The sequence below is a fragment of the Bacteroidota bacterium genome, assembly GCA_039111535.1.
In the GTDB taxonomy this organism is placed as follows: Bacteria; Bacteroidota; Rhodothermia; order Rhodothermales; family JAHQVL01; genus JBCCIM01.
The window spans coordinates 1-23,599 of record JBCCIM010000094.1 but is presented as its reverse complement, the minus strand read 5'-3'; the positions used below and the strand labels follow the sequence as shown (position 1 = coordinate 23,599).

At 49.0% G+C, this 23,599-nt stretch carries 21 protein-coding genes; 10 read left to right on the top strand and 11 right to left on the bottom strand.

Annotated features, from left to right (window positions below; all coding sequences use genetic code 11):
* Positions 1–332: 332 nt before the first annotated feature.
* Positions 333–491: a transposase gene (locus AAF564_14945; GenBank protein MEM8486848.1), complete on the bottom strand. Its 159-nt coding sequence runs from the start codon at positions 489–491 to the stop codon at positions 333–335.
* A gap of 274 nt (positions 492–765) precedes the next feature.
* Between AAF564_14945 and AAF564_14940 the strand changes: the two genes are divergently transcribed.
* Complete coding sequence (locus AAF564_14940; GenBank protein MEM8486847.1) at positions 766–1,305, top strand: ricin-type beta-trefoil lectin domain protein; 540 nt, start codon at positions 766–768, stop codon at positions 1,303–1,305.
* 20 nt (positions 1,306–1,325) lie between these two features.
* Here the strand turns inward: AAF564_14940 and AAF564_14935 are convergent, their stop codons facing one another.
* The 3 genes from AAF564_14935 to AAF564_14925 all read right to left on the bottom strand — a co-directional run bounded on the left by AAF564_14935 (position 1,326) and on the right by AAF564_14925 (position 2,413).
* On the bottom strand, positions 1,326–1,628 hold the full coding sequence (locus AAF564_14935) for a DUF2442 domain-containing protein (protein ID MEM8486846.1): 303 nt from the start codon (positions 1,626–1,628) through the stop codon (positions 1,326–1,328).
* Positions 1,609–1,845, bottom strand: coding sequence for a DUF4160 domain-containing protein (locus tag AAF564_14930; protein MEM8486845.1), 237 nt, complete (start codon positions 1,843–1,845; stop codon positions 1,609–1,611). The genes AAF564_14935 and AAF564_14930 overlap by 20 nt, the downstream gene beginning before the upstream one ends.
* 112 nt (positions 1,846–1,957) lie before the next feature.
* Positions 1,958–2,413, bottom strand: coding sequence for a DinB family protein (locus AAF564_14925; GenBank protein ID MEM8486844.1), 456 nt, complete (start codon positions 2,411–2,413; stop codon positions 1,958–1,960).
* A 390-nt stretch (positions 2,414–2,803) separates the two neighbouring features.
* On the opposite strand from AAF564_14925, the gene AAF564_14920 reads away from it, so the two are divergent.
* Together AAF564_14920 and AAF564_14915 are read left to right on the top strand one after the other, a co-directional pair.
* Positions 2,804–4,012: a glycosyltransferase family 1 protein gene (locus AAF564_14920; protein MEM8486843.1), complete on the top strand. Its 1,209-nt coding sequence runs from the start codon at positions 2,804–2,806 to the stop codon at positions 4,010–4,012.
* 120 nt (positions 4,013–4,132) lie between these two features.
* Positions 4,133–5,269 (top strand): glycosyltransferase family 4 protein, encoded by a 1,137-nt coding sequence (locus AAF564_14915; protein MEM8486842.1) that lies wholly within the window; start codon positions 4,133–4,135, stop codon positions 5,267–5,269.
* Here AAF564_14915 and AAF564_14910 read toward each other — a convergent pair.
* Positions 5,266–5,634 (bottom strand): hypothetical protein, encoded by a 369-nt coding sequence (locus AAF564_14910; protein ID MEM8486841.1) that lies wholly within the window; start codon positions 5,632–5,634, stop codon positions 5,266–5,268. The two genes, AAF564_14915 and AAF564_14910, sit on opposite strands and share 4 nt — an antisense overlap.
* 204 nt (positions 5,635–5,838) lie before the next feature.
* Between AAF564_14910 and AAF564_14905 the strand changes: the two genes are divergently transcribed.
* The 3 genes from AAF564_14905 (at position 5,839) to AAF564_14895 (ending at position 10,688) form a co-directional block, all read left to right on the top strand.
* Complete coding sequence (locus tag AAF564_14905) at positions 5,839–7,380, top strand: hypothetical protein (GenBank protein ID MEM8486840.1); 1,542 nt, start codon at positions 5,839–5,841, stop codon at positions 7,378–7,380.
* A gap of 188 nt (positions 7,381–7,568) precedes the next feature.
* On the top strand, positions 7,569–9,125 hold the full coding sequence (locus AAF564_14900; protein ID MEM8486839.1) for a hypothetical protein: 1,557 nt from the start codon (positions 7,569–7,571) through the stop codon (positions 9,123–9,125).
* A 42-nt stretch (positions 9,126–9,167) separates the two neighbouring features.
* Positions 9,168–10,688 carry a hypothetical protein gene (locus AAF564_14895; protein MEM8486838.1) on the top strand — a complete coding sequence of 507 codons (1,521 nt, stop codon included), beginning with the start codon at positions 9,168–9,170 and terminating at the stop codon, positions 10,686–10,688.
* 1 nt (position 10,689) lies between these two features.
* Here AAF564_14895 and AAF564_14890 read toward each other — a convergent pair whose 3' ends face one another.
* Positions 10,690–13,182, bottom strand: coding sequence for an MMPL family transporter (locus AAF564_14890; GenBank protein MEM8486837.1), 2,493 nt, complete (start codon positions 13,180–13,182; stop codon positions 10,690–10,692).
* A 209-nt stretch (positions 13,183–13,391) separates the two neighbouring features.
* Positions 13,392–14,120 (bottom strand): DUF3047 domain-containing protein, encoded by a 729-nt coding sequence (locus AAF564_14885; GenBank protein MEM8486836.1) that lies wholly within the window; start codon positions 14,118–14,120, stop codon positions 13,392–13,394.
* Positions 14,121–14,528: 408 nt separating this feature from the next.
* On the opposite strand from AAF564_14885, the gene AAF564_14880 reads away from it, so the two are divergent.
* A complete protein-coding gene (locus AAF564_14880) occupies positions 14,529–15,305 on the top strand; it encodes a glycosyltransferase family 2 protein (protein ID MEM8486835.1) in 777 nt (258 codons plus the stop codon).
* Here AAF564_14880 and AAF564_14875 read toward each other — a convergent pair.
* From AAF564_14875 to AAF564_14860, 4 genes are all read right to left on the bottom strand, one after another.
* Complete coding sequence (locus AAF564_14875; protein ID MEM8486834.1) at positions 15,302–16,144, bottom strand: FIST N-terminal domain-containing protein; 843 nt, start codon at positions 16,142–16,144, stop codon at positions 15,302–15,304. The genes AAF564_14880 and AAF564_14875 overlap by 4 nt on opposite strands.
* 97 nt (positions 16,145–16,241) lie before the next feature.
* Positions 16,242–17,138, bottom strand: coding sequence for a hypothetical protein (locus tag AAF564_14870; protein MEM8486833.1), 897 nt, complete (start codon positions 17,136–17,138; stop codon positions 16,242–16,244).
* A 15-nt stretch (positions 17,139–17,153) separates the two neighbouring features.
* On the bottom strand, positions 17,154–17,525 hold the full coding sequence (locus AAF564_14865; GenBank protein ID MEM8486832.1) for a hypothetical protein: 372 nt from the start codon (positions 17,523–17,525) through the stop codon (positions 17,154–17,156).
* Positions 17,526–17,728: 203 nt separating this feature from the next.
* Positions 17,729–18,679: a hypothetical protein gene (locus tag AAF564_14860; GenBank protein ID MEM8486831.1), complete on the bottom strand. Its 951-nt coding sequence runs from the start codon at positions 18,677–18,679 to the stop codon at positions 17,729–17,731.
* Between the two features lie 223 nt (positions 18,680–18,902).
* Between AAF564_14860 and AAF564_14855 the strand changes: the two genes are divergently transcribed.
* The 3 genes from AAF564_14855 to AAF564_14845 all read left to right on the top strand — a co-directional run bounded on the left by AAF564_14855 (position 18,903) and on the right by AAF564_14845 (position 23,517).
* Positions 18,903–19,331 carry a MaoC family dehydratase gene (locus AAF564_14855; protein ID MEM8486830.1) on the top strand — a complete coding sequence of 143 codons (429 nt, stop codon included), beginning with the start codon at positions 18,903–18,905 and terminating at the stop codon, positions 19,329–19,331.
* Positions 19,332–19,543: 212 nt separating this feature from the next.
* A complete protein-coding gene (locus AAF564_14850) occupies positions 19,544–21,838 on the top strand; it encodes an ATP-binding protein (GenBank protein MEM8486829.1) in 2,295 nt (764 codons plus the stop codon).
* A gap of 29 nt (positions 21,839–21,867) precedes the next feature.
* Positions 21,868–23,517 carry an ATP-binding protein gene (locus tag AAF564_14845; GenBank protein ID MEM8486828.1) on the top strand — a complete coding sequence of 550 codons (1,650 nt, stop codon included), beginning with the start codon at positions 21,868–21,870 and terminating at the stop codon, positions 23,515–23,517.
* Positions 23,518–23,599: the final 82 nt, after the last annotated feature.

The window sequence follows — 23,599 nt, the reverse complement described above, 5'->3', positions numbered from 1 at the left end:
TGGTTGAAAGAGCTGTTGCTTTACACGCGCTGGCAACCGTTTCTTGGCTCTGCGCCTGATATTCAATCCCAAGGCCGTATACACACGATACACGCGTTTGTGATTCCACGCATGGCCTGACCTTCGAAGCCTGTGGTAGCTCTGCCAGAAGCCAATTGCTGGATGTTTGTCGACGAGTTCATTGAGCGCATCAATCACATCCTCGTCATTCTTTGGTCTTCGTTTATAGCGATACGTGCTACGCGGGAGGCTTGCTGCTCTGCAGCCCTGACGAATACTCACTCCATGGGCCTCATTCATGTGGGTAACGAGCATCTTTTTCTCGTGAGGGCTTAGAGCTTTTTTTCAACGGCGTCTTTGAGTGCATGGTGAACCAGCGATAACTCAGCGTACATCTTCTTAAGTCTTGCATTCTCTACCTCCAACTCTTTGATGCGCTTGAGTTCACTTACACTCATGCCGCCATACTTGGCCTTCCAGTTGACTTCCACCTAGAGTAGGTGGAAACGTTGCATCGCTTATACCCAGCTCTCGGCAGAGGTCTTTTACTTTTTCGCCTCGCTCGTTTCTGGCAAGGGCAGCTACGATCTGGGATTCGCTAAATCGGGATCTCTTCATAATAGAAAGTATGCATTTTTTGCTACTTTCTCATGGGAGCTTACAAGTTTTTCGGGGATAGGTCAACCCCACTTTTACGGTTTATGACTGAGCCGTTACCTGTACTGCGCTACGCTCCTTTGCATTGACACTCAAAGAATTTATAAGATGAACCGCTTATCTACGTTTAAAACCGCCTGGATCACAGCTTTTCTAGTTCTGACAACACCTTTCATCGCTTTCGCCCAGGCTCCTGTTATTAAAACTGAAGGTACCCTGATTTATCTGGCCGACAACCTTAACGAAGAAGCAAAACTTGGCTGGTGCATCGACACCAAGGGCAGGGGACTAAGCGACCAGCTTCATGCACATTCTTGCAAACCCTCAGGCGGTGATGTGCAGTTCTCATTCGATTCTGACACTGGCAAAATTGAATCGGTGGAATACGAAGGGTTGTGCATGACGTACAGTAATCCCGAAAATGAGGAAATCCCATTCGGGCTGCTTGATTGCATGAATGATGAACCTACTCAGCAGTTCACCTACGACGCCGACAAAATGGAAATCAGATATCGAGCCGACCAATCGCAGTGCGTCGCTGTTGCAGAACCCATCAGAGAAGCCGGCCCCTATCAGTCGCGCGATCTGATCCTCGCAGATTGTGCGGGTTTGCATTCCAGCTTCAAGCAATGGGTAATCAGGGAATAGGCGGCGCTCTTTGATCTTCTCTAGCCAGACTTTCTTGCTGCAAGCCATTTTGCCAAAGATTCTTGAGACTCTTCTGACGGGCGTCCTATAATCAATCCTGACACACTAACATCCTCTTCCAGGTCTGGCCAATGGATGCCAAAACCTTTTCCTATTAGACGATAGTTTTCGCGCTCCTTTGTACTTCCGTGGTAGAGGCGTGGATACCATGCAAGTGGCGTGCTAATTACGCGACGATCGATCAATTTTACGACCAGCGCATCCTTTTCGAAGTGAATCGACTCGACTCTGGCTTCTGCATTTTCACTGATTGAAGTACTCATGCCATTTCTCATTCAGAAGTTGTTGATGCTCTTGAACGTGTTTCTGAATTTTGCTTAACTCCGAGTCACCAAATCCCCAACGCTGTTGCAGTCGAACAGGATTGAGCCAAAACTTGGCAGCTTTTTCGTCTCGTTCAACATGCACATGCGGAGGCTCATTTCCCTCATTTGAGAAAAAGAAAAATCGATACGGGCCTATGCGCAATACAGTAGGCATATAGTAATGAATGAGCTATCAAAGTATAAGTTGCGCCTAAGAACTATCAATAACAGACGGTATAGCTTCACAAAACATAGTGCCTGATTAACAAGGTAAAGAAAAAACACCCCTACAACGTCCACTCCCACAGCCCATTAATCACCTCTTCCGGTTGACCGTGGCCGGAGGCCCGCAAAGCGGCCATAATCAACCCGCGATGATGCGCTTCGTGTGCTACGATGTATGCCAGAAACGAAGCCGGCGGACCGTGCCAGTTGGCTACCTCGCCGGCGCCTTCACACCGGTCAAGAAAAACACCAACCACCTCACTCGAAGACTTCAGCGCTTCCTCGAGATCTGCTTTTGTCAGTTCAGCTCCGCGGGGAAACTGCGCAACTTCTTCTGCCAAATCTGGTGCTGCGTGGGTTAACCACCGAAGACGTACATTGTGCATATGGGCAAATTGTGCGGCAACAGGCCTGGTGCGGGGTGCATACCGATCCCCCATATGCCGATATTCAATGGCATCAAGTAAAAAAATGGTGGCATCATTGCTCATTTGCCACGCCGTACTGAGTTCATTCATAATAGATTGGTCCAATCGTAACGCTGTATTTCTTTCACGCTCAGGGCCTGGCGCGCTTCAGTATGCGCAAAAAAGAAGCCAGTGATTTTCACTCTCGTTAATAATGGCATTTTAACCCGATGTAGCGGCGCTCTTTTGTATAGAAAATCTTGCAATCAAGGCAAAGAAGCGACATGACAACAGAATAATAAACTGTATTACGTTTTACTGCTGTAACAACTGAACGGGGCCTACAACTTATTATTTGGATCGTCGTAGGTGTTACTTTTACGGACATGGATGCGACTCTATGAATGTCTACTCACGCTGAGCCCCCGACGCGTCCTGGTTCACCGGTGTTCATCTACAAGTTCACCGCCCATAAACTCTTCATTCAGATTAGAAACCTGCATGGATTCAAGTCCCCTGTCTCCCAAAAGAATTGCTCTTTTTACAGGTGCTTACAACCATATTGCCGACGGCGTCTCACTCACGCTCAACCGGCTCGTAGATTATCTTGAGCAACAGGGCGCTGAAGTCCTGGTGTTTGCGCCAACCATTAAAAATCCGCCGATAGACCACGCCGGCACCCTCGTGTCTGCACCATCTATCCGCATGCCACTGCCCAACCGGGCTGAATACCGGCTAACAACCCATTTCCCCCGGCGCATCAGAAAAGCGCTGGATGACTTCAACCCGTCGATTATCCACATTGCTTCTCCGGACCAACTGGGCAAGGGCGCACTGAAGTATGGTGTAAACAACGACATTCCCGTTGTAGCAACATACCATACCCATTTCAGCTCCTATCTGTCGTACTATAAACTTGACTGGCTGGAGTCCTGGTTCTGGGGATATTTGCGCGACTTTTACAAGCAATGCGAGGAAGTGTACGTCCCTTCTGATTCGATGATTGACGTACTGGAAAACCACGGCATCGCCGGCAACCTGCATCTGTGGGAACGCGGCGTAGTAACCGAACGGTTTAATCCTGGCCGGCGGTCGATGGCATGGCGGCGCAATCTGGGCATAGAAGATGACGAAGTGGTCATTTCGTTCATCAGCCGGCTTGTATGGGAGAAAGGACTGGACATTTACGCTGAGGTGCTGGAAGGTCTCGCAGCACAAGGCATCGCACACCGCAGCATGATTGTTGGGGATGGGCCAGCGCGGGCGGAGCTTGAAAAAAGGCTATCCAATACGCTTTTCCTCGGACACCAGGGCGGCACGGACCTCGCAACGGCCTATGCCTCTTCCGATGTATTCCTCTTCCCAAGCGAAACCGAGACCTTTGGAAACGTCACCCTGGAAGCCATGGCTTCTGGCATCCCTCCAGTATGCGCCAACGCAACCGGCAGCCGTTCACTGATCAGGGATGGCATCACAGGATTTCTGGCACCGCCACGTGACAGTGCTGCGTTTCTCAAACACGTCGCACAACTGGTAACCGACAAGTCGCTACGCGACAAAATGGGACAGCTTTCCCTCAAGCGTGCACAAGCATACGACTGGCCTGTGATCCTCGAAAAAATGGAAGGCTACTACAACCGCGTAATCAACAAACATGTGGCGGCGAAGCAGGCGCGAATGGATAGCAAATACGCATCGAGCGGCGCCTGATCAGCGTAAAAATTGAATTTTGCGTATTGCGTTGTGAATGCGCCGGCAAGCCCGTATCCTTTTGGGCGTGCACCTTTATAGGTGCGCTTCTTTTCCACCCGCTGAACTGCCCTCGATCCGTTGCGCCTGCTTTTTGTCTCCCATTCGTTTCCTCCAGTTGACCAGCCCCTCTCCAATGTAGGCGGCATGCAACGCGTTGCAACAGAGTTGTACGAAGCGCTACTGGAAAATCAGCAGGTTGAAGTTGAGCCCATGGTGTTGCGCAGCACCTGGGAGCGTACCCATATCAACACACCTTTTTTCATTTTACGCAGCATCCGGGACATCAAACGGCTCCTGAAAAACGATGCTGTGGATGTCATCCTGTTCTCCTCGATGGTGACAGCCTCGATTGCTGTTCTTATCAATAAATCGATCAAAAGAGCCGGCGTTAAAACGGCTGCGATTGTACACGGGCAGGATGTTACTACGCCATTTGGCCCCTACCAGAAGTTTGTCCCAAAGGTTTTTAATGCCCTGGATGCCGTGTTGCCTGTGAGCCGTGCTACCGGTGAACAGTGCACCTTCCGAGGTCTGCCAGAAAGTAAACTGCATGTGCTCCCCAATGGCGTAAAACTCGATCGTTTTGCTGCGCTGGCATCTTTTGAGACAATGCGTACAGCGTTGTTTAAAGCATTTGACATGCCAGATACTCAGTTACCTGATGACGCCTTGCTGCTCTGCAGTGTGGGGCGGCAGGTCAAACGGAAGGGTTTTGACTGGTTTATAGACAACGTGATGCCCCGCCTGCCTGACAATGTGCACTACTGGTTAGCCGGCGATGGCCCCGAGGGCCCACAGATCGAAGCCCTGGCAAAAAAACACAAACTAGGTAACCGGGTCAGGCTACTCGGCCGGGTATCAGACGAACAACTCGCATGTCTGTATCGCGGTGCTGACTTGTTTATGATGCCGAACGTCCCGGTACATGGCACCATGGAAGGTTTTGGTGTTGTTATGCTTGAAGCCGGCATGGGCGGCCTGCCCGTAGTAGCCTCGCGCCTCGAAGGCATCCAGGACGTCATTACGGAAGGGCAGAACGGGCACTATGTCGAAAGCGGCGATGCCGATGGGTTTGTAAACGCCATCATGGCCTATCACAACAAGCCGGCTGACATTGCGACTGCTTCAAAGCGGGCTTTTGAGCACACTGCACACACGTTTGGCTGGCAAACAGTTGCGGGACAGTATGTTGATGTGTTAGCCGGGTTACGCTAGCGGATAAACGGGACCAGCATATACCAGGCGCCAAACCCGGTTACAAGCGCTATCAATGATGTACTGATACCTAGTGAGCGAGAGCGTAGCCAGCCAGATAGACCAATACTCACCAATAGAAAAAAGAGCCCTCCAAAAAACGAAAGCGAAATGGGGCGCCGCAAGTGAGCAAACGATTCCAACTCATCAAGCCCCGACAACATGGTACTACCCAGGGTGGCTACCAGAAAAAAACAGGCAGCCACTGCCACGACTACCTGCGCCACTGATAGAATGCGCGACGATTTGTCAATTGTTATCAAGGCGCCCAAAAAAGCGAATGCAAATCCCCCAAGCACAGCGTTCACAAAAGCAAGGTGTTCCACAAATGTTCTCCATTCTGGTCAAGCGGTACTTACAAGCCTACACAACATCCTGTATATTGCCTTCGCTTGTTAGCTGCAATAATATTTACCCAAAATCTTTCGTATTGTCCATCTTCCTCAACGAGAATACAAATACAAGTCTTATCCAGCCAGCCCAGGCGGGCAATTTTCTTTTCCCGTAGCTCACTAATACCTTCTGGATTAATGGATTGCAAACTGTTCTTCTGCGCTGTATTGCTTTTGCTATGTACGATGCCGGCTTTTGCCCAAACCTTTCCACGAATAGTAGCAATAAGCGATCGCATTGGCGAATCAATTGATGTCAGCGAACAGGTATATTTTAACCTATTCCCCAGCGACAGGCCGTTTAATGGCGCGACTGTACAACAGCTAACCGACTCAACGTTCACGATTACCATTGACCGGGGCGACAGAAACGAATTTTTCGATCTTGATCTCGATAGATTTTATGCCCTCAGGAAATACATCAATGAGTTTGAAATTCGTTATACAGGGAAGCTATCGACAAATTGGGATTACATCATATTTTACACGGACCCGCTCCGTCAGCCCTTTGGCCCAGGAACGCTCTACGAACTCACGCTTACTTCTGGCGAGCAAAAATCCGGGCATGTGGTTTGGGCTAATGAGCAAGGGGTTTACCTCTCTCAAATGATATCCGCCAGAAGCCCGGAGCTGACAGCGTCGCGACTTTCTTACTATCCGCGGCAAGCCCTGCTAAGAATAGCACCCAAAAAGAGATTATTCGAATCGTTTGCACAAGGCCCAGACATTGTTTTTGCTGGCGAACCTGCTACCTACACAAATCTCGCTTTACCCCAGCTACTGCAAGGAGCGCTTTATCCGCGGCAACTTCCCCCAGAGCTAACCGCGCGCGCAGCACGCAACAAATTGATCCCTGCAGAACCCCTTCCCGATCCTGAGTGGCGCAACTTCAGGTTTCCAAACAAGAGCTCCAGCGCCCAGTTTCTGATATACCTTCCTTCAATAAAGTATTTTGCGCCTCCTGGATTTAACGAAATTGAATCCGAAATTTCTTTCGCCGGAAATCCTGAAAATCTGGTAAAACCTTCCATTTCCGCAAAACCAGCGCTCTTGTTCGCTGCTGCACGCCTTAGTGTTTCGCCTCGCATGCGAATTGGACTGTCGTTATCGCAGTCTCTGCCCAACAACACCAAAGAAGTGGCAAACATCCAATTAGAAGGAGCACAAGCTGTTGAGCGTGCCCGAAGTTTCCGTTCTAATCAAGGTAGTCTTACTGTCGGAGGGACATATCTGGGATTTGATTTGACCTACCTGCTGCGTGCAACTCCGGACTACCTAACCTACGACACCGCACAATCCAGACGCCGCCTCCTCGACTACGATGTAAACCTGATCATTGGTCCGAGTATCGGCGTAACCAGTACCGTTGCAGACCTGGTTTCAGTTGGGCGGGTACGCACGGGAGACGGTGCCACATTTACATCCAATACTGTTTATGGCGTCGCAGACAAGACAAGGAAACTGCTTGCCGGCGGCCATTTTGCACTCGAAGTAACCGCTTTTCTAAACCGATCGATCTCTGTAGGAATATTATTCGATTCAGCACTCTACTTCAATTATAGTGTACCCGAACTGGCGTTGATTGACTTCTTCGAAAACGAGGAAAAAGTTATACGTGGTCCGCAGAATAACAAATTATGGCTCTCTACTTTTTTCTTTGGCTTATCCTATCACCTCTAGTACATAACTGCAACATTTCGATTACGTGGGGGGGTATTTAAAATCATATCACATAACGCCCTTTTCCAAATATTAACGTCCAGTTTTCGCACAGCCAAGCGTACAAACCGACTTTAAACATAACACAGCTACTGTATCTTAATTCATACCCTTCTTCTGTAGCTATTTCCAAGGCTTGTCATAATCACATGATTAATTTTCGCGGACTCCTCGTACTGGCTTGTTTGTTTACCTGCATTCAGACAACTAATGCCCAACGGTTCCCTCTTCCCACACCGCTAAGTGATCGCGTTGGAAATACCATCGACAAACATGAACGTGCTTATTTTGGGCTGTTTCCCTGGGTTGAATACTTCTCTAATGCAAGCGTAGTTCAGGTTAGCAATACCAGCTACCAAATCGTTATTGAAAACGAAGACAGGCAGCAAGAGGTTTTAACGCTCGACACACCGCAATTCCAGGCATTGCAGTACTACATAGAAGACTTTGAAGTGCGGTATACTGATTCCAGGGGATCAAGCTGGGATCATATTACTGCTTATACCTCACCGATCCATCAACCGTTTGGGCCGGCTGATACTTATGAAATCATCCTGATTACAGGAAAAAAGAAATACGGCAAAATTGTCTGGGCAGACGAAAGCGGTGTCTACCTTTCACAGAACGTTTCCGCAAGATACCCTTCGCAAACGGGCAGTAGTATGACCTTCATACCCCGCGGCCGGCTTTTCCGCTTGAAAATGCAGACCCCCTTCCTTCAATCTTTACAGGACAAGGTTGATATTATATACGCGGGAGAACCACATACGTACCAGACCTTAACACTGCCACAACTCAAAACTGCGGCTTTACATCCTCGGTCAATGCCGCCAGAACTATACGAGATCGCCACCAGAAAAAACCTGGTACCATCCCAGGTACAAGCAGACCCCGATTGGCGCATATTTCGCATACCCCCGCAAAGTTCAAAAGTCCACACCCTACTCTATTTCACGCCACTCAACAACTTCTCCCCCAATACTGTAAATGGGACCAGCACGGCTGTATCAGAATTTACAGATTTATTCCCGGCACCTGCTGACACGGTCTTGGGTAATATCACTACAGAGCGGCCCCTCCTTTTTGGCGCGGTACGGTTTGCGGTATTGCCACGACTACGGTTGGGTGTTTCTGTGCTCCAGACAGTCAGGACTAATCTGCGACAACTTCCCGGAAGCCCTATACTTGAGCCTGGCAGCGATGTAGGACTCATCCCAGCGCTTCGCGCCGAATCGGGCACGCTCAAAACTGGGGGGACTTTTGTAAACCTGGATCTGACATATTTACTCAAAGCTGCCCGAGATTATGTCCAGGTTTATCCGCGTAAAACGCGGGCAATGCATAGCATTAACATCAAGCTAACGGCAGGTCCAAGTATTGCATTTTCTCGCACAGAAGCACAAATTCGATCCGGTGGTGCGGTTTTCAGAGGGACGGTACCCATTAGCTTTAATGAATACGGTGAAACCTCTACGCATAGAGGAATATTCCCAGGCGTTCACGCGGCTGTAGAGGTCAGTATAATGCTAAACGGCTCCTGGTCAGCTGGTTTGCTATTTAATTCAGCCGCCTATTTCGGCTACACTGTGCCGACAAAAACCCTCAACACCAGTGCCGGCGACGCGACTGCAAAAATATTGCGCGGCCCATCAGACGAAATGCTCTGGCTCTCCTCCTTCTTTTTAGGATTTGCATACCACTTCTAACGCCTTTCAACACCCCGCAACCTCACTCATTTCACTGGCATAATGCGATACTTATTTGCCGCTGTTTTTCTAATTCTTTGCTTTCAGGAATCCAGGGCCCAACGAAATCAAATTTCGTTTACATTAAGCAACAGAGTCGGGGATACGCTTGAACCACACGAGCGGGAATACTTCAAGCTATTTGCATACTATGAGCACTTTAATGGCGCTTGGTTCACCAAAACAGGTGCATCCACATACACTATCACAGTTGAAGCTGATGGAAAAATAAATGTCTATACATTACCACAAGAGCGTGTTGACGCGCTAAGGCAATACATCGACAATTTTGAAGCCAGGTATACAGGACAACAAGCGCACCAATGGGAACACATCGGATCTCTGGCTCGCGCCATTACTGAACCTTATGGCATCCCGGGCAGATACAAGCTCACCCTGATCAATGGTCAAAAAGTAGAAGGCAAACTGGCTTACGCCGACGAAACCGGCATCTTTATCGCCAAGCATTTATCCAAAGAGAGCGCACGACAAACAGCAGCAAACGTAAAGTTCATCCCCACAAATCAAATTTACAGATTAGAGGCCAAGCCCTTTTTTATTAAGCGCTTGTTCAGGGCAATGGACGTGTACAACGCAGGCGAAGAACGGACGTACCTGTCGGTAATCCTCCCTGAGTTGAGAAACCACATGTTTTACAGCCGGGCACTCCCTCCCGAAATTCATGACAAACGCGGCCTCTTGCAAGCTCCTTATGCAGGCCAACCCTCAACCGACTGGGCGACCGTTCGAGCACAAGAACAAGACGCCAAATTACATTTCTCGGTTTACTTTTCACCAACCCCCTTCCTCTACTTACGCGCACCTTATCCTGTACAAACAACACTGGAAGTCAGCCCCGACGCACCTCCGCTTGGTACGAGCATTGACATAGAAATCCCGGCGTACTATGTAGTTGCCAGAATGAACACGGGACCTCGATTTCAGATAGGTGCATCAACCTTTTCGACGCGCAAGTTTAGAAGCGGAGCATCCTTGGATGGTGTGCCCATCACTGGCCCAGACACAGGATTTGAAGCGGCCAGGATTAGTCGGGCGCCAGGACAAGTACGGGTTAACGGGCAGTTTTACAACCTTGACTTTTCCTACTTGCTGACAACGCTCAGAAATTATACGGTGATATACCCTGCTGTGCCGGTTAAAAAAAAGAACGTTGAATTGAAGATAACTGCCGGCCCCGGGCTCGCACGAATCAATACCATTTCCTATACAGAAGCAGCAAGATTCGGCGCCAGAGATGGCTTCACTGCTTTTCGGTTTGGTACAAGTGTCACAAAAGCCGAAGTATTGTGGGGCGGACACGTAGCAATGGAGATGAACCTGATGGTCTCTAAATTTCTCTCATTTGGCTTACTATTGGACACCTCAGTATATACAGGACTTGATGCTGAGGACCATCAATTATTTGAGCTGCCAGCCCCTGCCTCAAACAAATTCCTGACAGGATTCAACAATAAGTTGCTGTGGGTTTCTTCTTTCTACATTGGCGCCACAGTCCACCTGTAACCTAAGCCGGCTCTTTTTCCAGCCACTGCAACAGGGCCGGCAAGAACAGCAAGGCAGAAATCAAAGTTGCGCCGATACCCACAACGGCAAGCTCGCCGATGGTGTGTAACCCAGGATGGAAACTGAGCAACAAACCGGCGAAGCCGATCATGGTCGTCAATGATCCCATTGTCACATGCTCACCGGTTGACTTCAACACGGCCCAAATGCTGCCCGGGCCTTCTTCCCGGAAACGGTGCACAATGTGGACGCCAGCATCATTGCCAATACCCAGTACCGCTGGCAAAACAATGAGGTTGTAGAAGTTGAGCTTCAGTCCCATCAATTCCATCACAAGCAACATGAGTAACACACCCACCACAAGGGGTATCGTTGCAAGTAAAGCCCATCGCACCTCGCCAAAGTTGACCCACATCAGCAGCAGCACTATGATAAAGGTTGCCAGAATCATCCAGGGGGCCTCGCGCTGCATCAGTTTGAGCATGTCTGCCGCGACTAGCGATGAAGAGCCGGCGTGGTATACACCGCCGTCGGGTGTTTCGATGCGGCCAACATCCTCAGAAAATGCAATAGATTGCCGGCCATCAGAAAGCCCTACAGCCGGATAGATAATTATAAAGTTACCCATCTCACCAGACTTGGAGGTGAACTGGGTTTTCAGGAAATCCGGGACCTGGTCAATTGCAATAGGCTCGGTTGTCTGTGCAGCGCGGCGTAGCCGATCCAGGTCCTCGGATGGCTCCTCATTAAGGAACGGATCATCCAGCATTTCGCGTATGTAGGCCAGCCGTTCGAGCTTGGCAGCTTGTTGGTCCGCTTCGCCGGGAAAACGATCCTGCATGCTCTCGAGCCTGTCAATGGTTGGCGAGAGTGTATCCTGCGCCATATTCAACCGCACAGTTTCTACGATTGGGGTCACCTCATCAGGCGAATCAACGACGATATAGGCTGGGTTACGGTTTTTCCTGTTATCGAATACCCGGCGGATGTAATCCCGCCGCTCATTGTACGACTCATAGACAGGTTCAAGGCTGCCAAAGTCATATTCAAATTCTACACGCGGCACCATCACAAGTGCAGCGATCACAACGGCAAGGCTTCCCAACACAATACCGCGCGCGGCAGGAAATGGGCGCCGGCTGTGGTTTACGTGATCCGCAACCGACTCTGCATTCAATTGCAGCAACCGCGTTTTTTCAAACAACGAGATGAGGGCCGGCATTACAACCAGCATTGCAATGAGGGCGAAAATGATTCCGGTGCCGGCGATAAAACCAAACTCGCTAAAACCGCGAAAGTCAGCCATTACAAGAATGTACAGCGCAGCAGCTGTGGTCAACGCCCCGATGGTAATCGCTTGCCCTGTGCTCACAAAGGTCTCCTCAATGGCCGCGACAACCGATTTACCGAGGGCCCGCTCTTCCGTATAGCGTGCGTAAAAATGGATGCCAAAGTCGATGCCTAATCCAAAGAGTACAAGCCCAAGCGTGGAAGTCATCAGATTGAGCGTCTCAAACCGCAAAAACGCAATGCCGAAGGTCCACGAAAGACTCATGAGTAAAGGCACTGCAATGAGCAGCGCAAGCACCGGTATTCGGATCAGCTCTGAGAACAAAATTCTGGCAGAGAACTTCCCACCGCTGCGTGCGCGGTATCCCTTGAAAAAGAAATACAGCACTACGACGAGAAGTACGGTACCTGCACCTGCGCCAAACGAGCTTTTTACGTCATTTTCGATGGATTTAATTTCAGTCAGTTGCCGCAGGGGCCGGCCGGCAGTCACAATTTCCATGTCGGGATGATAGGACGCCGGCTGCATTGAAGCAGCCAGGGAATCCAGATCCTCGTATACCCGCTCTATGAACCCAAGATTGGTCTGCGAACCCGTTGGATAAAAACGGAGCACCATGGTTGTGCTATCCTCGGAGACGGGATAGTCTTTACCAACGATATCATTGTAAGCCGACTGCAAGGCCTCTGCCGTTGTGTCTGGCTCCAATTCTTCATCCTCATCTTCCAGGTCGAAAAAGAACGGATTGGCCGCCAGGCGCGACTCCTCGATTTTATCCTCCAGATAGGTCTCCAACTGGTCCAACTCTGCGGTTGTAGAAAAATACAACGCATTGTCTTTCAGAAATTCCGTGTCGCGGCGATAGTCCACACGTGAGAAATAGGGCTCAGAACCATCACGCTGCTGCATGGCCATCACATTGGGAATCAAGGCCTCTGCAAATTGCTCGTTGGCAGCAAATGAAGGGCTACTTATTGCCACATCCACACTGCTTTCACTCCCTACCGTTGCACGTAGCCGCTCAATGGCCTGAACACTGGGATATTCCGGGGGAATCAATTTGGAAAAATCGGTATCCACACTGAGTTGCCGCGCCTGCTGAAACCCAAAAAATGACAGTGCCAGGGCAACAAGTAGTATCCAGATGCTGTGTTCAGCTACAAATCTGATAAAAGGGCGTAACGCCTGAAAAATACGGTCCATCTTCCTCCTGGGGGTAGGGACAAGTACAACACCAGATCATACGGATTTGCACACCCAATTCCCATACATGGCTTTTAAAAACAAAGGAAGATGAGAAGATGGATTTGACGGCTTGCCCAGAATTATCAGGATCAAGCCCCTCCGTTCTTCCCATCTCCCTTTTCAATATTTAAGCGCAGCTATTGCTGACTAACACATTATGTTGACGCCTAACGCGGCTCAAGCAACTTGATGTTGTCAAAATCACCTTCTCCCACCTGGCGCGTATTATCAGAGTCACTCCACAGGCGAATCGAATGGGGGCGGTTAGGCGGTTCGTTTTTGAAAGCACGGCGGTAATCATCCATGACATTGCGTTCAACTTTCATCCAGCGGCCGGCATCTTGTGTGCCCGAGGCAACAACAATTACGCGCAGCCTGTCCTGTTTCAGGATCGTGCCAACAGGCAACGTGCTGCTATATGTATATTTGATGGCCTCCGGCTTTTTGATCAGACGCCCTTTCATGTCAAAAAAGACGTATAGTCCAAGCCCTGCATCGTTCAACCGGGTCTTGTCCTCGCGCGCGCCGCTAGGCAACTCATTGGCACGCCACTCCCAGGAAAGGTATGGATGCGTCCGCAGATCCCAATCGAATCCATCACGATCGTTCGCCATGGAAAGATGTACTGCTTCACTGTTAGAGTAAGCGCGCAAAAATTTATTGCTGCCCTCGCGAACTACATAAAAACGTTCGTTCGGTCGCATGTGACGATCCTCAACCCAAACCAGTTTTCTCCCTTCGATATACTTCCACTGCGTCGGCAAACCACCTTCAGTGTAGTTTTCGAAGTCATCGATTAGTACACCATCCTGGTAGCGAACGTGGTCGGATGATGTGGTAAACAAGCTAACAAGCGCTATTAGAAAGACGAAAAACAGCATCAATTTTAGTGGCATTGGGAAACCTCCTGATGAGTTAGGGTCTCCCTGATGAATGCAACATAGGTACCATCTAGGTTCTACAGCACAACAATCAAAAAAGATCTGCCGGCTTTTTTGGTACTTTCAATAATCAAACAACACAATATAAAACATTATAAAATAAGTACTTATAAAAAATTTTAAGCAATATTCTAAACTGGGTACTACAGTGCTGGGCCTTGTCTTAATTTCGGCCACTATGATGAACAAGCCGTATCATGATTGCACACTTTTCAGGTCACCTACCTATACGCACCAGACCTGTTAATGGTGACAAATCTGATAAAAGATGGTATCTCTGCAGCACAATACAGGCACACAATACCCTGTTCGTGCGTATGTGGCTTGCGTTAGTTGCATCCCTGATATTTTTCACCAGCATTTATGCCTTCCCACCTGCCTAAAGTAAGCTGTGTAATGGTAACCGCCGACAGGGTAGAACTCTGCGCACGCGCGATCTGGTGTTATCAACAGCAAACCTATCCAAACAAGGAGCTGGTTATTCTCGACAATGGCAACACGTCCATGGCTGCGCTATTGGAAGGCCTGCCCGATGAAGAGGTACGTTATAAAAAAATTGAGCGTACACCAGATCTGATCCTCGGCGTACTCCGCAACGATGCCCTGGATATGGCAACCGGTGAGTTCATTATTCCACAGTGGGACGATGATGACTGGTATCATCCAGACCGCATCCAGATACAGGTTGATGTGCTCCAGAAAGGATTTGATGCCTGCGCGTTGGCCGGCACCCTCATGCATGTAGACAAGACGCCATACTTCAACCGACCTTACATCGGTCTGTTACCCAATGGCGTTCCGCCAACCATCATGCACCGCCGTGATGACGCCATTCGCTATCCTGCACTTCCACGCACCGAGGATACTGTATACGTCAACGAATGGCTAAACCGGTCGTACGTGCAACTGCCCGAAGATCAGTCTTACCTCTACATCCGTGCTTTTCATGGATCCAATACGTGGGAAGTGGATCATTTTCTGCGCCGCATGCGCAACACGCCTATGGATACGCTCCGGTACATCTGGTACAAATATATCCGCCGCAACCTCTTTGCACACCCTCGCTTTCAACTGACGCCGCAAATGCAACAGGCATTCGATCAATACATCGCCGACTCTAAAAAGCTGGGCCTGTTCTAAGCGCCAAAAACGATACCAGAAACACCTCGGGACCGGACTTCACGCCCAACCAACTGTGCCGTGGTGCTAAATCCACTCATGTTAAGCGTATTCAAGGCACTTGAAATATCCATTGTAGATGCGCATGGTTGATGTCTGTATTGTAGATCTTCAAACCCGAGGGTAAACAAAATATCGGGCATACGCTTTTTGAGGGCATCAACCAGTAACTGATAATCAACAGCGTTCAGATCCGACAATTCAATTTCGATCGAAAAAGGCTCAAAACGTACATGCGACATCAGCACCATACAGGCTGCGTAGTTTTCCTGAAAACTGCCGGCTGCATATACACTACCATGCCCGTTTACCAAACCCGAAGCTGCGCCGGCTAAAGTGAGCTGATCAAAAACTGCCCCCATCGACAACAAGGGTTCGCGCAGCTCGGATCGTCCATCAAAACAAACCAGTCCGAGGTGATCCTGTTGATCCAGCATGCCACCATCGTGGGCTTTTAAGGCCGTAGCAGCCTGCATCGTACTTGCCACAGGCCAGGCGTGCATCGCTTGCACGTCGAACAAGGCTGAAGGAAAACCAACTCCAATGATGCTATGCTGATCGTGGCCAAAATGTAGCTCTCCCTCAGAAGCTACAGCCAATACAGGACAATCAAATGCAGATGCTATGGCCGGCCCCAGCGCGTCAAAATCATATGACGTTGCACAACATAACATGACGCCGGCGAGCCTGGTGGTATCAAGTTGCGCACGGATATCTGCGATCGCTTCATCAGGCGCGTCAAGACGCGTGGACGCTTTTGGGATATGGGGGCGCGCCAAAACTGGAGACTTATCTGCCATCTCACTTTTACTAACTGCGTTATACGTTACCGAAGAGGTATCGCATAAATCATACAGCAGTTAAGACCCCGACATCCTTACGCCAATTGGAAACGCATTACCGGGCAAATAACGCCATCGACTGCAATTTATTGGTTCTGTTTGCCAGCACCATATCAATCCATTTTGCCCATGGTAAAGCCAGCAAGATAAGCTCCCAGAAGGTGTGCCAGAACATGATGTTCATTACCAGATAAATCCCCATGTGCAAAGCAAGTACAGCAAATAAGGTTACCATGCGAAATTTGCGCCACCACATAGCCCAGGCAAAAAATTCAGAAAGCAACCCGATTGTGAGAATGATGGTGGCGAAAGAAACGCTACTCAGTGCAATTTCCTGTAGGAAGTTATAATTCAGCAGGCCCGTGTACCCCATGGCATCCACTGCCTTTTCGTGGATCCAGATCCAGAGATGGCGACCATCAGACCAGAAAATACCGGTACCAATCAGTTTGCAAATTGCAGCCATGAAATACCCGAGTCCAACAAAGAAGTAGGTATATCCCATCGTGAAACGCCGGCGCACACGAGCGTCGGAGAACACAAGCATTGCCGTGGCAAATCCCAACACGGTCATGCCTACCACATTCGAGCTATGCGGGATTTCACCCAATGTATACCGCGTGGCAAATTGCAGGTGAAATAACAGAAACGCCGCCAGATACGAATACTTGTTGATTCGAAAAAAGCCGAGCACACAGAGTATCGCTATAAGGCCGGCAATCACGAGCGAAGCGCCATTGCCAAAGAAGATGGATACATCAAAATAGTTGGCAATACCCAGCGGCAAGACCAGATCACTGATACGCAGAATATAAAACCCCCAATCCCATGCCATGTGGATGGCACTGCCCATAATGAACAGTTCGAACAGTTTGAAGAAGACCAGTTCGCCCTGCGTTTCTTCGCGCTCGAAGTCGAATAATTCGCGACTAATCGTGGAAATTAATGACACGTTGTATCTGGTGGTTTAACGGGGTAGCGTGGGATTGACCTGCGCCCCTTGCTCGTGAATGAGTACATATGGCTCGAAATGAAGCACAACTGAGTCCTGTGCATTCATTTCACCGCCGGCGCGAAATACCAGCAGCTTTTGTCCGGCTAGCTGATCAGCCCTGAACATGTTGCGCAATCCTTCTACACGGTCCGTATCCCATTTTTCCGTTTTGGATACAAAATTGGCAAGGTCAATGGGATCAACGCCATGCTCGGTCAGGGCAACGGGCTTACCTGGCAAGGCATCGCTATCAACGGTCTGCCAGGGCACAGCGCCATCATCGGGTAAATCCGACAGGTCTCTCACGATGGATCGGCTCCAGGGATTACCGGCCTGGGAAAACATGGGGTAAATGCTAAAAGGCCAAAACTCACCCAGGTGTGTTGCCACAAGCAACGCGTACACTAAAAAAGTTATGCCTATTGCCTTAATCGACTTTTTGTATGCTACAGAATCCGATGCCAATGCACTAACCGGCCTTTTTCACGGGTTGAGGGGGATGGTGGGCTCCTAAAATACGGCACGCGGAGTTACCAAAAAATAGCTGGCTATTTTCCTTTGAAACTCAGGTAGCTGAAAAGAATAACGTTGACCAGCTTGTCGAGTGCTGCCGTCACCAAAAGCATACTCGCCATCACGGAAGTTGACACATCCATCATACCGGCAAAAGCCGGGCTGGCAGCGGCTACAAGCAAGTCCTTCGACGGCATAAACGGAATCTGATTTGCAACGATTTGTGCAGATAGGGGAATAAACCACGCCACTACGGGCGTATCTGGCATTACCGTCATCCACTGAAGAATTTGCAGCGTTTGCACAAACACAAGCCGGCCAACGTGCATCCCGAATAACTTCCTAACCATTGATGCCGGCAGGGCAATGACGCTTTTTCTGAACCTTAGGGCCAACGCAATCAGCATGGCCAAACAAATACCACCGCCGATTATCCATCCCCAATGCACCTTCCCCAACACCAATTCAAGCGGTATCACGCCGGTGAGTAGAAACGTGCTAAGCAACGTTAGCGCAATAAGCATGGATGTCAGCGACGACACAACGGTATTGTCTTTAATGTCACGCAGAATGTGCCGGCCTGAGCTACCTAGCCTGTCCTTTGCCCAGAGAAATAGATTTGCTTCTCCGGAATAGTTTAGAATCTCCTTGTTAAAGACCCTTTTCTTGATCATTTCAGGGAAGATATCGCGAAACGGTACCCCCCAGATCATCCGGTAGATAAACGATTCAGCTACGGGCAGCCCCAGGTACATCCCTACAAAAATCAAATAGAACAGCGGTTGTGTAGGGATGTCTTTCCATATATTGGCCCATCCTACCCCTGAAAGCTGATAGACGAGAAATGCCAGAACCCCCAGCACCATCAAACGCCGCCCCCAGGTTGCCATAAGCTTCCGGGCTTCTTCGCTGAAGGCTTGCTCAAACCAGGCGACTACGCCAGAGGCTAAGGGCTTATCTGTGTCTCCTTCGCGCGGGGTGGTCATCAATTGGGTGGTCAGTGGGGAAAGCGAGGGTGTTACGGCAGCCTTAACACCGGGTTTCTTTGTACCTGCCTACCGCTTGCGCTCAAATCCACGCATCCATCACCAAAGTTGGTGAGCATCACAAGGCAGGGATCCCAGGCTGGTTTTTACCGGTTAGTTTTTGTTTTTTACGGCTGCTGGCTTGCCGGCTTGTCTCCGACCACCTATTCCCTGATTAAATCTTATGGCCGACATCAAACATACCTACCAATCCCTGCAAGTGGGCGATACCTATTCGTTCACCCGGTTTATTTCGGCCGACGATGTACACGACTTTGCAAAAGTATCTGGAGACGACAACCCGATTCACGTTGACCCTGAATATGTCGCAGCATCTACTGAATTTGAGCGCCCCATCGTTCATGGCGTATTTTTGCTTGCTGTGGTGTCGAAAGTTCTTGGCAAAGACTTTCCTGGCTATGGCAGCGTAGCGGTTGCCATTTCATCCAAGTTTGTCCGCCCCGTGCCCGTTGACAGCGAAATAACGGTTGAAGTAAAAATTGCGGAGAAAATTGAGAAGCGAAAGTTTGTCAAGGCGCGAATCTATGTGTACTGCGGAGGCAAAATGGCCCTGGGTGGAGAAGCGACGCTTGTGCCTCCCTCTGAAGAATAAATAGATCCTCACTACTACGTCCGACAGGCCTTACCGATTGCTTGTCGGTAATTTTTTCGGACCAAGACCATAAAGTTGACCCCGGCGGGCTTAATTTCCCCGACGGTAGTGCTGATAATAGGAGATATTGCGCCGGCGCGTAGTTTTCGCAACAGAAAAGGAGCCACCAGCTCACCGACGCGTCGATTCATCGAACGTCCGCTATCAGCACGATGCACCCACACCCGCTTCTCATAAGTCAGATCCAAAAAACGCTGGGTGAAGATGCACCAATCAGTGATGAATTGTCAAAACTCATTTCACTGATTAGTACCACTTACGAGCAAAATGATGTTGTACAGGAGTTCTTGCACGACTCCATGCAATTGAATACCCAGGAGTTGATCCGGGTGAATGCCATTCTGCAGCACGAAACGACCAAAAAGGCCATCGTGCTCAACAACATTAAGAATTCTATTGCGGCGCTCAAGATTGAGCATTTTAAACACGACCTGTCTGATTCAGACCTGTTATCACTGTCGGAAATCCTGGCAGAACAAATTGCCATGCGCAACCTGGCAGAAGACCTGCTGAAAGAGCAAGACGAAAGCCTTCGCCTGATTCTTGAAGGCACAACAGGATTTGTAATTTATACGATCAATCACCAGGGACATATTACAAGCTGGAATAAAGAAGCAGCCCGCATAACGGGATACTCCAACGAAGAAGCCATAGGACAACACTTCTCCCTGTTCTTTGATACCGGCCAAACTGGCAACAAACGCGCTGCAGACATCCTCGACGAAGCTAAAAAAACGGGGCAATGTGTATATGAGGGTTGGCTTTATGATAAACAGGGTGACCCGATCTGGGGAGACAGTACCCTCAAACCCATTTACGACAAAACAGGCAAACTGAAAGGGCTCGTTTCTATCAACAGAGATATTACCGGCAGGAAAGAAGAAGAAGAAGAATTACGAAACGCCAAAGAGCAAGCGGAAGCAGCGACACGGGCAAAATCAGAATTCCTGGCCAACATGAGCCACGAAATCCGTACACCGATGAATGGCGTAATCGGCATGGCGAGCCTGTTGCTCGAAACAGGGCTCGATGAAGAGCAACAAGACTTTGTACAAACCATTCGGTCGTCTGGCGAATCGCTGCTCTCTATTATTAATGACATCCTCGATTTTTCAAAAATAGAAGCCGGCCAGATTGAGCTCGACGAGCATACCTTCAATCTCCACACCTGTATCGAAGAAGCGTGCGGCCTGGTAGCCAACAGGCTTCGTCATAAAAGAGTAGAGTTGGTCTACGATTTTGAGCCTGATGTGCCCGAACTTATTCATGGCGACTCAACCCGGCTCAGACAAATCCTCATCAATTTGCTCGGCAATGCTGTCAAGTTCACCCTGGAAGGAGAAGTGGTTGTATCCGCCAGTGTAAAATCAGCAACGCCCGATGAGACTGTTTTGCAGTTTGCCGTCAAAGATACAGGCATCGGAATCCCGGAAGATAAGATCGGCCGGCTTTTCAATGCTTTCTCGCAGGTAGACGCCTCTACAACGCGAAAATTTGGTGGTACAGGGCTTGGGCTGTCCATTTGCGCCCAACTCAGCCATATTATGGGAGGCGAGATTTGGGTAGAGAGTAGAGAAAACGAAGGATCGACGTTCTTTTTTACTGTGGTAACCAAAGCGGCGCCACATGCTGGCCGGCGCTCCAGTTCTCCGGTTGCAAATGGGAAAGTGGTATTTCTCTATGCGTCAAATGCCGCACTTCGCTCGGCACTAGCGAAGCAGCTCAAACAATTCGGTCTGGTTACCTACAGCACCAACAGCACCTCACGAAACGAGTCGTGGTACCTCCGACACACACCAGATGTCGTCATTTCAGATCATGTGCTGATGAAAGCCGACCCGTCCTTCAACAACTGGATAACAGAAAAAAGTCATCAGATTCCGATTATAGCTTTACTGCCAATCAGTAAGCGAGTCAAATTTGAAGAACCAATTATTGCCAGTGCGAAGCCAATAAAATACGCGGTCCTGCTTGCAAAAATTGAATCGGCCATAGAAAGCCGCAAACCATCTTCGTCTACCACAAACAAATTATCAGCCCAATCCCTTTCACAGCTTCCCTCGATGCAGTTTTTACTGGCTGAAACCAACGCTTTTGACCAGCGCATTGTATCTAAAATGCTTTCACGTTTTGGACACAAAGTCCAGGCAGTAACCAATTTTCAGCGGCTCACCCAAACGTTACAAGACAATTCATTTGACGTGTTACTACTCGACGCTGATCTGCCTGATATGGATACAGAAAAGCTATCATCGATGCTATTACAGGCTGAATATGCAAACCTTGCAGTTGTGATTTTGACCGATGATTTGAAACAGAAACACACGCACTCACACAGCACGCTGCAGCACCTGCCCTGGATAGAAAAACCGGTTAGCATTCAGAAAATGACGCAGGCGTTGCTTCTGCTTTCAGACAAACTGCCGATACTGAAGGCATCTGCCTAATCATTTGTCAGCTTTTGGCCAATGGCCCCATGATAAACCTCCAGCAAATAGGAGAAAGCAGTCTTCGATTTTTTGCAATTCTGCTTGCGTCCATTCTTTTTTTGGCAGACCTGTTGTTGCCCGGATTCAATACCGGAGGCATACTGTACCAAAGCTTGTTTATTCTATCGCTTTGGGTACGCAACAGGCAAAACACGCTCATGTTGGCCTGCCTCTGTACCCTCTTCATTGCCGGCGGCTACTGGTTCAGACACGGGATCAACCTGGAGACCTTTGATCTGTTTTCACGCAGTATCTCACTACTCGGTATCTGGTCTATTGCCGTCATCGGGAATACAAAAGACAAATTACTCGGTGAAATTTCTGAACGCGAAAACAAAATAAAAACGCTCATCGAAGAGCGTACTTATCAGGACAGGGAGCAGTTTATCAAGAAGACCCAGGCACTGCAGTTGCAAATGCGTCAACTTGAGGATGAAGCTAAAGACCTCCGCCTGGCTGAAGATGCGCACCGGCTTGCCAAAGAAGTATCCGAATCTGAAAACCGGGCCAAGTCTGCCTTCTTGAACAATATGAGTGTCGAAATCCAGACACCCATGCAAGGTATCATAGAGATGGCCGGCAAACTGGATAACTCGCCGCTAGATGGTCAACAACGCGACTTTGTCTACTCAATCCGCTCATCAGGAGAATCTTTGCTGTCGATTACAAACGATATTATGGACTTTTCCAATATCGAAGCGGGTGACATCGAAATTGTAGAGAAACCATTTATCTTACGGGACTGCATCGAAGACGCGTTTGATCTGGTTATTAACAGGATTTCGCAGAAAAACATCGAAGTGTCCTATACAATAGATCCCAGCATCCCTGCATCTATTGTTTCAGATCCGGTACGCGTCAAACAGGTGATCCAAAACTTGCTGTCCAATGCAGTACAACGGACAACCAATGGTGAGATTTACATAACGGCTAAATTGCTAGAGAAGACATCTGAAGGATACGTTGTCTATTTCTCTATGCAAGACAGTGGTCCCGCTATTCCCCAAGAGCAACTGGCCGGCCTATTTGAAAGCAGTCTTTCGGATGTCTTACGCAAATCACAAAGCGACATCGGACTCGGTATGGCAATCAGTACAAGGTTGTGCACACTTCTCGGTGGAAAAATTTGGGCCGAGAGCAATGGGCAACAAGGCGCTGTCTTTCAATTTGTTCTGACTGTCCAGAAAGCATCCAGGCAAGAAATACCTTTACAGGGTAAGCCCTGGTTTATCGGCAAACATATCCTCGTTGTTGATGACAATGTCAACGTAAGACGCTTTCTCAATCATCAGCTAAAGAATTGGGGCATGCAGACCACGGTTTTTGCAAACGGCCCCGAAGCCATGCGATGGTATGCAGCCGGACATGTCTGTGACCTCGCACTTATCGACCTGGATATGCCCGTACTAGACGGATTGACCCTGGCACATCAAATGCGTCAGAGTAACAAAGACCTGCCCATTGTGCTGATGCCTATGATTGGCAGCAGAGTAACCGACGCTGTATTGTCCGGCGTACTGCCAAAACCACTCAAACAGCAACGGCTTTACGATCAAATCAACGCTATTCTTAGCCTAAAAAGCACTACAGAAGCCGAGTTTATCGATTTAACTAAAAACAAAACACAAAAGCTCTAAATACACGTCTAACCAGACGCTAATCACATCCAACCCACTGATTCAAGTGCATTAATTAGGAAATTCAAAGTCGAAATTAAGG